The organism is Paenibacillus residui (assembly GCF_042677205.1).
Lineage (GTDB): Bacteria > Bacillota > Bacilli > Paenibacillales > NBRC-103111 > Paenibacillus_L > Paenibacillus_L residui.
Window position 1 is genome coordinate 21,371 of sequence record NZ_JBHTIU010000065.1, and the last position, 10,210, is coordinate 31,580.

Below are 10,210 nucleotides of genomic sequence, written 5' to 3' on the forward strand. Positions count from 1 at the left end.
TTCTAATGAAAATAAATAAATGGGGATCGCTGCTGCTTGCGGCGGTGATGGCTCTGACCCCCTTATTATCTGCCTGTGGCAAGGAAGGAAGCTCTCCAGGGACGGGGAGCCAGGGAGGTGAAGCACAAGGAGAAGCGAAAGGGGAAGGGCAAGACGAAGCCGGCAATCTCAATCCAAGCGGATTTCCGATTGTGAAGGAACCGATTTCCCTTACTTTCTTTACCGGTAAGGATGCATCCAACAGCAGTAAATTCGAAGAAACGTTCGTCTGGAAAGAATATGCGAAAATGTCCAATATCCAGGTGAATTTTCAGCTGGTGCCATTTGAAAGCCTAACAGAAAAACGCAATCTGGCGCTGGCGAGCGGAGATTACCCCGATGTGTTCTATACGGCCAGGCTGAGTGCAACGGATCTGATGAAATATGGCTCGCAGCAGGAAGTGCTGATTCCATTAAATGATCTCATTGATCAGTATGCGCCGAATTTCAAAAAGCTGCTGGATCAGTATCCGGATTTAAGAAAAGGGCTGACGATGCCGGACGGCAATATTTATTCGTTCCCAACCTTTTACTCTCCCGAGTTTCTGCCTATGTTGATCGGGACGCCACTGTGGATCAATAAGGACTGGTTGGACCAATTGAATATGCAGGAGCCGCAAACGATTGAAGACTATTACAAATTCCTGCAAGCGGTCAAGACGACCGATCTTAACGGGAATGGCCAAGCGGACGAAATTCCATACAGCGGGTCTAATATCAATGTATTGAAGTATTCGCTTCAAGGGTCATGGGGTCTGGGTAATCGGGGGCTTGGCCATCTATTTGTCGATATGGACCCGGACCAGGATCAGCTGCGTTTTTTCCGCCTCGATCCGAAATATAAAGAGGTTCTGGAATTTATTCATAAGCTGTATGTTGAAGGATTGATCGATCCGGAAATCTTCACGATTAAGGATAGCGCATTCCGAGCCAAAGGAGCCGAAGGAAACATCGGATCGGCCATTACGACTAATCCGGTTACCGCTTTTAATTTAGACCATTACATCGGTTTAGGGGCACTGAAAGGGCCTCATGGCGATCAATTATACTCCCATGTGAAATCGCCTTTGGTTCAACCCGGATCTATGGCGATTACCAATAAAAACAAATATCCGGAAGCGACGGTCAGATGGATCGATTATTTCTACAGCGACGAGGGGGCCCTGTTCTATTTTATGGGAAAAGAAGGGGTCACTTATACGAAAAAGCCGGACGGATCCTTGGAATACGTAGAGGATATTACCGATAACCCGAACGGTCTTACGATGACCCAGGCAAGAACTAAATATTTCACCTGGAACGGGGGAAGCTATCCCGGCTTCGTCCAAGCGGAATACTTCCAGGGAGCCGAATCGCTGCCGAATGCTATAGAAACAGGGAAGAAGGTAGAGCCGTATGTGCCGCAGGAAATATGGAATGCGTTCAACTATACGGAGGAGGAGGCAGAATTCATGACGTCGGTCGGCTCGGATATCCATACTTTTATTCTAGAAACCGAGGCCAAATTGATTGCCGGCGACACTCCTTTTAGCGAGTGGGATAAATATGTCGATACGGTAAAGAAAATGGGGCTTGATAAATATATGGAAATTGAGCAAGCGGCTTACGAGCGGTATAAGAATAACTGATGGCGGGGGAGCGGTCTCCTCTCCCCTTCCGTATAAGTGGTAAAGCTTCTTACCGATGCTCGCTCCTCCGGCGTGTATTGCGGTGCTGCATGAGGTTGGCCAAGCAGTCTCATGCTGCCCTAGGCAAGAGAAGGAACAAGTTAGGGAAGGTGCAATGGACCAAAATGAAGGAAACATGTGAAGAAGGAAGGGGGGAACAAATAGGAGAACAACAGTATAAATAAATCTGGAAATCAACTGAAGGAAGATTCGAAGGGACAAATGAAAGAACGAGTGATGATAGAACAATTGAAGAGGCGCGGGAAGGAATAGTAAACAAACTAGTGAAGGAGTTGGCTAAGGGCGCAGCGAAGGAACTAAAGGAACAAACCATGACATAAACCGGGGCAATCGTTTACGATCCTGTGTTGCTTGGGATTGCATTATGGATGAGGGAGAGAAGTTTCCATGACATGTTTTCTTTATTTGACAGACACTCATTTCGGCGCCAATCCGATTGGCTTTCATCAGCAGCCGGCCTATCCGGAACGCCTGGCCGATCTGATTGACGCGCTTCGTGGAGAAGTGATCCGGCATTCCGCCGATTTCGTTATTCACGGTGGAGATCTGATAGACTGCTGCAGTGTCGATTTGATTCGTCAGGCCTATGACCTGTTGAAGCTGCCCGTTCCCGTCTATTTATGTCTGGGGAACCACGATTTGGACCGCCCCGACGCAGTGGAGCTGTGGTTGTCTCACGCTCCGGATTTGTTTATCGGCGGTTCTCCCCATTATGAGGTAGTTTGCACTTCCTGTGTCGTCCACGTTATGCCCAATCATTGGGAGAGCGGCTATGAGTATTACTGGAAGGGCGCGCAGATGCCATGCTTCACCGAATCGCAGCTCCATCGGTTGGAACAGGCCATTGAGGCTCACCCAGGGAAGGCGCATGTGCTCGTCACCCATAGTCCGGTCTTTGGCATGAGCCGGGAGCAAAGCGGACTGGACCGAGTCATCCATGATGCGCCTGAAACTTTTCGCCAATCCATCGTTAATCTGGTTCGCAAGCATCCGGGCTTGAAGGTGGTCTTATCCGGGCACAACCATCTCAACACACTTCATTTGACCGAGGAAGCCGCCTTCGCCTCCGCCAGCTCCCTGATCGAGACTCCGTTCGAATATAAACTGGTCGAGGTCTCGGATACACAAGTGAGAATGACGACCCATCGCCTGGATTTGTCGGGCCTGACAGGATTTAGTCCGGATTATAATGAAGCTCGCACTTATGTACAGGGGAGGGAGCAGGATCGGGAGTTCATCGTGGCAATCCCTTAGGATGAGTGGCGAATCGCTTGTTAAGTTAAGTCTCCAATGTACGACGAATCGTTCCCGCTTGATCTGCAATAGCCTTTAGTTACGGCTTGCAAGCCCGGGAGAAGTAGCTTGATCCACCCTTATTAGAAATGGAGGAATAACTATGAATGAAAGCCGAAGCGATCAGAAACCGAAGAGTGAGGAGGGTGCTTCCTCATCCGGCAGTATTAGTCGGAGACGCTTTGTTACCTCGCTCGGAATATTGGCCGGTGCGGCAATAACCAGTCAGATTCCGACGGGAATACAGGCCTATGCCCAGGAAGATAGCGCAGAATTATGGAGCGCCGAAGGGAGTAAGAAGGCAAAAACGTCTGTTCATATAGACTGGTATAATGTCAAAGATTACAATGTTCTTGGCAACGGGTCCCGAGATGACGCTGCTGCCTTGGAAGCGTTAATTCAATCTACAGCACAGCGTGCGGAGGCAACCTTGTATTTTCCTGCGGGAACTTACCGGATTGGCAGTCACTTGACTTTTCCCCGAAGAGTTCACTTGCGTTTCGACTACGGCGCAATGCTGGTTCCGGATGCCGGCGTGATCGTCAAGATCCAGTCTTCGGTAGAGGCCGGACTGGGTCACATTTTCGGCGGGGCGGGGAAGGTAACAGGCGACTTCTATGGGCAAGGGGTATATCCGCAATGGTGGGGAGCGAAAGGAGATAAACAAACGGACGATACGGAGGCATTCCGGAATGTGTTTCGGCTGTCGAAGGACAATCAGATTTCTGTAACCGTTTACGTTCCGCGAGGGGATTATGTTTGGTCCCAGCCTGTTGTCGTTTATGGAAACACTTCGGTCATCTGTGAACAAGGAGCGGTGTTCTGGCGGAATCACGGAAATACGATGATGTACAACTATGAGTATAATGGCGAGGCCAATGCCGGCTATAGCGGCAACGGGAATATTCTGTTCGAGAATGCCCGCTTCGAATTTGTCGGGTTAAATCCGTCTGTCTTATGTTATGAGGATGGCAACGTACTTCAATTTGCCCATGCGTCGGATTGGACTTTTCGGCACTGTGAATTTTATGATGTCATTGATGCTCATGCGATAGAAATCAATTCCTCCCAGAACGTTGTCATTGACGGCTGTAAATTTTATGGTTACCGGGAATTGGCGAATAATCGCTGGTATGTGGAGGCGATCCAGATCGATCACGCCTCGACAAGCGGGATTCAGGGGGCCCTGCCGTATGATGACACGCACTGTAAAAACATTACGATCCAAAATTGTTATTTTGGCAAAGGTCATAGTTATACATTCAACAAAGGGGGGATTGCTACTACGGTAGAGTTCAAGGCCTGGACAGCCGGGGTCGGCGGACACACCCATAAGGAAGGAAAATGGCACCAGAACATTACGATCCGAAACAATACTTTCGAAGGAATGCGCTATTATGCGATACGCCCCTACAAGTGGCTGAACACGTTGATCGCAGAGAACCGATTCTATGAATGCGGGGGCGGCATCTATGCCGTAAGCGGGGCCAAACATGCCGTCTACGGAGCAGCCGGACCCTTCCGGAGATTATCGATTGTGAACAATCAGTTTATTAATGGGGTGGCGGTTTATCCGGACTTTTTTGCAGGGAATCGGCGGTTTATGATAGGTATCTTTTCGACGGATGTCGTTTCCGAGGATGTGCAGATTGCCGGAAACACCTTTAGCGTAGCTGAAGATACAGGAATCATTATAAGGAACGTCAAGCGCATATCGGTCTGCAATAATACGATTAACTATATGAAAAAGGACGCTATAGAGATTACCGGCTGCTTGAATGTGACTGTGCAAGGAAATCAAATCTTCAAGCCTTCCGAATATGGGGTGCTGCTGAAAAACTGCAATCATTGTTTGATCCTGGATAATCAGATTACCGAGGCTCAAAAGCAAAGTATTTATATAGAAGATGGGGAAAATGTGCAAATTGGCGGAAGTGTAATAACGAATGGGCGTGAAACCGGAATAGGCTGCGAAGGACTGCAAGGATTAATTGCAAAAGATAATCAGATCAGCGATTCGCCCAAGGCCCTGATGATTAACCATTGCCGAAATGTTAGAGTTATAGGAAATCATACAGCCCGAATATCCACGAATGGTATGGAAATCGCAGCCGCTACCGGTTTACTTGTTTCAGGCAACTTCTTGACCGAAGGAGCCGGCTCTGCCAACGATGCTCTCGTTATTAAGGAGGGTACGAATATGGGCATTGTAAGGGACAACATCCTGTCCGGAGCCTTCCGCAGAGGGATTTGGTTCGAAGGGACGACATCGAATATTAAATACGGATACAATGTGGGGCCGATTCAAAATGACAGCAGTCAGGTCGAGCCTCTGCAAGACTAATAGAAGAGGAAATCTGCTAAATCTGCGCTGCTTACCGGTGATCCGGCATGTTTTGTAATATTGTTAGTAAGATATATTTGTTTCTAAAGGAACGGTCCTTCTTTGGAGGGCCGTTTTTAAATGGACACCTGTTAGGAGGGCGATAAGGATGAAGGGAGTCTGAAATAAACGGAGGCCTTAACCTCGATTTATTAATCGTGTTAAGGCCACTTGCTAGATTAAGCCGTTCTAGAAAGAATTTGACTATTCTCTAGAACAGATCTCGACACCTCATTTGCCGGACGATATCCTTTTTCTATCAGACCTTTTATGTATATCTTGTTGTATATAAAGGAAAAAAATGATACCGCTTACCCATCCGCCAATACCAAAGGTAAACGAGCCAAAAGCGAGAGCGACAATAAACATGATCGCGGCCCATTTTAAATCTCCACGGAAAAGAGCGGGGAAAAATCCAAAAAAGAGCGTAGTCCAGCTAAATCCGACTTTAACTTCTTTGGATAGACCGCTCTCGGTGCTAAGCAAGACCTTCATTGCGCAGCCACCTCCTTTTAAATGTTAAGTGAGAATAAAATAGTCCGAGAAGATAGTCTTAATGGACTACTCATCTCCATGGGGCCTGTCCTTAAGTGCTAATTTATCACAAAATTTTACAAATACAACTGTTTTTTTATTTTTATCAACATCAGAATGTCTAAGATCGGAATGATAATGGGTCTTTTGTAATTGGTCGAAAGGACTATTCTCTTGGAGGGGGATACCAGCTCTTCTTGAGGATACATTTGTATATCAAATTTTTAGGAGGGGTAGGAGATTGTATTAAATCTTTTTCTAAGACTTCCGATGACTATTTAAAGGACTAAAGGTGGTTAAAGGATCGTTTTAACTAAAAAGGTATGCAGTTACTTACAAGATATTGGTTTGGACCTATCGGGTCAAGTAAGCAGACGTAGTCCAATCAATTGCAATATAGAAAAGGGGAGCATAAGGAATGTGGAGTGAAATAGCCGATTTAATAAAATTAAATCCGGCCTGGTCTCTGGTTATTACTATATTGGGGACGCTGCTTGTTTGGTTGTATAAAGAATTTAAAGTGATGCTTGCTAAGGAATTTAATGACAAGGTTGCAATTTTACAAAATAAGCTGGAGGTCTATGGAAGACTGGAAGCGGCCGTGGTTAACCTTAGCTTAATATACTGTATCCCCTCCGTAAACGCGACGAGAATTATGGCCGACAATTCCAAATATCCACTTAGCTGCCATTATCGCATGAGAGAAGTGAACTAACTGTATTTTATGTAGGTAAATTCAGGCGAATTTCTCATTTGGACTATCTAACTGGAAAAACTACAGTTAAAGTGGAGGATTTCTGTTGATTTCGGCCATTTTGCACAAACTAGCTGTAGGTTTTCCAGTTAGTTTCCATATTTCGGATTGAGAGGGCTAAACTAACTGTATAAATTCCATTTAGCCATCCAAGGTTTGCTCATGGGACCCATCGGATGAGTGAATGGGACGAACCGAAATGGGAACTACTGGGAATCCCCCTACTGGGAGAACTTGTCGAGATCAAATGGTTCGTACTCCTTCTTGCCCAATCCCGGCCTGCGACCGGATTGAGCGATTCGGCAGGATTCCTCCGATAGCACTTCCTCCAATAACCAACTTGCCCCAATAACCAACTTCCCCCAGTTAGTAACCAACTTCCTCCAATAATCTACCTCCCCTTCTTTAGATTCATAAACAGAGATTGATAACGAAGAGCGATAGCAGGCCATCTATACCGGGCGGCAGTCCTTTGAGCGGCGTTAACCCGCTGCTTCGTCCTGGCCGGATTGTTCCACATGGCTGCGATGGCGCGGGCTATGGCGGAGCTGTCAAGAGATGCTATGACTTGGGCATTGCGGGGACTTACGAACTCCTTCAGTCCGCCCGACAGGGTCGATACAAGCGGAACGCCGCTGGCCATCGCTTCCAGAGCGACAAGGCAGAACGACTCTTTCCGGCTCGGCACTATAACGGCTCCGTACGAAGGGTACATCCGCTGTACCGCATCGTTCGAGCTTTTCTTCATCCAGTGAATGCGGTTTGCGATGCCGCTATTTCTGGCAACAGTATATAAATGATTTACATACTGTGCTTTGCCGCTTCCGACAATCGTTAAACTGACCTCTTTCCGATTTCGTGATAACAACGCAATGGCTTTAATTAAGGGTTCAATGCCTTTTGAAGGAATGAGTCTGCCAACATAAAGCAGCTTGGCCGGGGTAATATTGGCTTGTCTTGATACGAAGTTTACGCCGTGCGGGATGACGGTGATTTTAGTATGGCTGCCCGGATAAAGACGGATGATTTCAGCCGCCTGCCATTTGCTCGGAACCGTGATCCGGCTTGCGATACGAATCAGCTTCGCTTGGTTTTGTCCCGCCGGAGAACGGGCTCCCGCTGATACCATGGAATGGCATGTATAGACGATCGGAACCCGGTACAAGCTTCCGGCCGCTGCCGCAACGGCTGCAAATTCCGTGCTGTGAACATGAATCAGGTCAGGCTTGCTGCATTGGTTGGCGGCTGCTGACCTTAGCACTGCGCCGGGCTTGAACGATTGGGAGGGACGGCTAAAGTAATAAGAAGCTTTGGGAAGCCGCAGAATGCGCTGCATGCCGCCCGGGTTCATCAACGCCGGCGCTCCCGAGTCGCCGGAGCATAAGACGGTAACTTCCAACCCTGCGTTGCTTAGCGCTTTGGCCAGATGAGTGGCGGCAACCCCGAGTCCTCCGATAATATTCGGATGGAATTCATTGGTCATTACCCATAGCTTTAGTTTCCTCTCCCTATTCATGAGCGTCCTCCCCCAAACGATTTCAGATCATTTTATGAAGCTCTTAGGATAAGGTGTGGTAAATAGCCTGTATAGAGGACGAAGTTATTCATTTGCCGGGGAGTTTTCCCCTCTTTAAGTTGCGGGAGTTATGAGGTTAGGGAGGGAGAATAGAGGAGTGCATAACATTGAACATCCGACTCTATAATAAAATAAGGAGAGGCCGTATCGGGCCTCTCCTTATTGTCAAGCCAGGTCAGGTTAGAAACATTCGACGAGGTAAGAACCTTAAGCTCTGATGTAAAACAGAAACTCCTGGCCGTTCTTGACCGGCTCCTGTTCAAGGGTATAGCCGTGCTTGACGACTTCCTCCGGAACGTTGCGGAACGAGGAAGGACAGTCGGTAATTACCTGCAGAAGCTGCCCCTTCTGCAAATCCCGCAATGTCTCCAAGGTATAGATAACAGGATAAGGGCAGGATTCTCCTCTAAGATCTAATGTGAAGTCTGCTGTCATGTTCTATGCTCCTTTCTTAAAGCCTGTGCCGAAGCGATAATTTTTCTGCCAGTACATGGCGATAACGAAGCTTAATCCTAACAGAAGCAGCGTAACGATGAGGGCCGCAGAAGGCCCCAACTCTGCTATAAGATTAATCGGCGCTCCGCTTTGGACAAGCAAGCTGTAGACCCCAAGGTGATCCCAGGCATAGGCGAGAACGGTTGCGCCAATAATATTGCCGATAAATACCGGCAGGAAGACGATTTGCCCTTCCATCAGACGGTACATCATTCCGGTTTCGCAGCCCCCGGCCATGACGATGCCCAGGCCGAACAGAATTCCGCCGACCAATGTGCTGGGGGCAGCGATTTTCGTAATCGGGTCCAGGCCGTAAGCCAGAATGATGGCCAGAGTTGCTACGGAGCTGATTGCCATACCGAAGGAGATGGCCTTCGTCATGGTGGCTCTTCCGCTGATCCATAGATCGCGGAACGCCGAGGTGAAGCAAATTTGTCCTCTCTCTATCAAAATTCCGAAGGCGGCTCCGAATATGGCCGCAACGCCCAGCATCGTGCGTCCGGTGAGGAAGAAGTAGACAATAAGCCCGGCGTATGCCAGCATAATAAGCCCGCCGATGTAAGGCTGAATTTTACGGGAGCTGCCGGACTGTGAAGTCAGGCCTCCCTTAAGCAGTACGGGTTTGCCTTTCCACCAGGAGGTATTGACTAATTTGGTGCCGAGATAAGTCCCTGCGGCTGTGGCGACGATAAATATCCAGGAATGCAGGGAAAACTGCGGAACCCCGGTGAAGAAGGCAGCCAAATTGCAGCCTAATGCCAGACGGGCGCCGGCACCGGCAATGATGCCGCCGATCAGGCCCTGAACCAGGCGGCGTTTCTGCCTCGGGACGCGTATTTTGAAATTGTTGCTGAAGAGAATGGTACACAACGCCCCGATGAACATCCCCCATACAATCCAGCCGTCTGTCCGGCTCCATGTCGTTCCATCCATATGAATAAGCTTGAAATAAGCCCAATCGGAAATATCGACTCCGAACATCTCCAGCACATGGCCTCCGAGACGGGTGAATTCCCCGGTCACCGCCCATACCGTCCCGGTAATGCCGAAATAGACCGCGCTAAGGAGCCCGGCAAGTCCCATCGCAACATATGGGCTCCAATATTGGCCGAAACATCTTTCCATCACTTTCATCTGTCGATCCCTTCGATTCTATTAAAATTCAACATGCCGCTATTTATTTTACCACATAAGAAACTTCAAGCGTTAAAACAAAGTAAATAAAATTTTGGCATAAACTCCACTTCCAGTACGGGGTTATTCGTCGCCGGGGCGACCGCGGTTATAGGAAATTTAGACGTGTTAAAAGTGGGCTTGAAATTCCTGCGAAAATGCAGGAATTTCGCATCGATTCAGAACAATCCGGAGAAAAGCCTGCGATAACGGCTAGGCCCCCTAATTCCGGAGTCCGCACCATAAAAAAATAACCATGTATACAATTCCTCTCT

Annotated in this window: 8 protein-coding genes; 4 read left to right on the top strand and 4 right to left on the bottom strand. The window is 48.1% G+C overall.

Going from position 1 to position 10,210, the window contains the following annotated elements:
* The first annotated feature begins 5 nt into the window (after positions 1-5).
* The 3 genes from ACFQ03_RS17390 to ACFQ03_RS17400 all read left to right on the top strand — a co-directional run bounded on the left by ACFQ03_RS17390 (position 6) and on the right by ACFQ03_RS17400 (position 5,364).
* Entirely contained in the window at positions 6-1,667 is a 1,662-nt protein-coding gene (locus tag ACFQ03_RS17390; protein ID WP_379289717.1) for an extracellular solute-binding protein, read from the top strand.
* Positions 1,668-2,114: 447 nt separating this feature from the next.
* On the top strand, positions 2,115-2,981 hold the full coding sequence (locus tag ACFQ03_RS17395; RefSeq protein WP_379289719.1) for a metallophosphoesterase family protein: 867 nt from the start codon (positions 2,115-2,117) through the stop codon (positions 2,979-2,981).
* 142 nt (positions 2,982-3,123) lie between these two features.
* Positions 3,124-5,364: a right-handed parallel beta-helix repeat-containing protein gene (locus ACFQ03_RS17400; RefSeq protein WP_379289721.1), complete on the top strand. Its 2,241-nt coding sequence runs from the start codon at positions 3,124-3,126 to the stop codon at positions 5,362-5,364.
* A gap of 270 nt (positions 5,365-5,634) precedes the next feature.
* Here the strand turns inward: ACFQ03_RS17400 and ACFQ03_RS17405 are convergent, their stop codons facing one another.
* Entirely contained in the window at positions 5,635-5,898 is a 264-nt protein-coding gene (locus tag ACFQ03_RS17405; protein ID WP_379289723.1) for a DUF2628 domain-containing protein, read from the bottom strand.
* A gap of 457 nt (positions 5,899-6,355) precedes the next feature.
* Here ACFQ03_RS17405 and ACFQ03_RS17410 point away from each other — a divergent pair, with 457 nt between their 5' ends.
* The gene (locus ACFQ03_RS17410; RefSeq protein WP_144939804.1) at positions 6,356-6,652 is read left to right on the top strand and encodes a hypothetical protein; all 297 of its coding nucleotides are present in this window, start codon (positions 6,356-6,358) and stop codon (positions 6,650-6,652) included.
* A 430-nt stretch (positions 6,653-7,082) separates the two neighbouring features.
* Here the strand turns inward: ACFQ03_RS17410 and ACFQ03_RS17415 are convergent, their stop codons facing one another.
* The 3 genes from ACFQ03_RS17415 to yedE form a co-directional block, all read right to left on the bottom strand.
* Positions 7,083-8,207, bottom strand: a complete 1,125-nt coding sequence (locus ACFQ03_RS17415; protein WP_379289725.1) for a glycosyltransferase family 4 protein — start codon at positions 8,205-8,207, stop codon at positions 7,083-7,085.
* A 267-nt stretch (positions 8,208-8,474) separates the two neighbouring features.
* Positions 8,475-8,702 (bottom strand): sulfurtransferase-like selenium metabolism protein YedF, encoded by a 228-nt coding sequence (gene yedF / locus ACFQ03_RS17420; RefSeq protein WP_144939806.1) that lies wholly within the window; start codon positions 8,700-8,702, stop codon positions 8,475-8,477.
* Positions 8,703-8,705: 3 nt separating this feature from the next.
* The gene (gene yedE, locus ACFQ03_RS17425) at positions 8,706-9,896 is read right to left on the bottom strand and encodes a selenium metabolism membrane protein YedE/FdhT (protein ID WP_379289727.1); all 1,191 of its coding nucleotides are present in this window, start codon (positions 9,894-9,896) and stop codon (positions 8,706-8,708) included.
* Positions 9,897-10,210 lie beyond the last annotated feature (314 nt).

Excerpts from the sequence above, each read along its gene's own strand:
- ACFQ03_RS17390 (WP_379289717.1), top strand. The coding sequence starts at position 6 with ATGAAAATAAATAAATGGGGATCGCTGCTGCTTGCGGCGGTGATGGCT.
- ACFQ03_RS17395 (WP_379289719.1), top strand. The coding sequence starts at position 2,115 with ATGACATGTTTTCTTTATTTGACAGACACTCATTTCGGCGCCAATCCG.
- ACFQ03_RS17400 (WP_379289721.1), top strand. The coding sequence starts at position 3,124 with ATGAATGAAAGCCGAAGCGATCAGAAACCGAAGAGTGAGGAGGGTGCT.
- ACFQ03_RS17405 (WP_379289723.1), bottom strand. The coding sequence starts at position 5,898 with ATGAAGGTCTTGCTTAGCACCGAGAGCGGTCTATCCAAAGAAGTTAAA.
- ACFQ03_RS17410 (WP_144939804.1), top strand. The coding sequence starts at position 6,356 with ATGTGGAGTGAAATAGCCGATTTAATAAAATTAAATCCGGCCTGGTCT.
- ACFQ03_RS17415 (WP_379289725.1), bottom strand. The coding sequence starts at position 8,207 with ATGAATAGGGAGAGGAAACTAAAGCTATGGGTAATGACCAATGAATTC.
- yedF (WP_144939806.1), bottom strand. The coding sequence starts at position 8,702 with ATGACAGCAGACTTCACATTAGATCTTAGAGGAGAATCCTGCCCTTAT.
- yedE (WP_379289727.1), bottom strand. The coding sequence starts at position 9,896 with ATGAAAGTGATGGAAAGATGTTTCGGCCAATATTGGAGCCCATATGTT.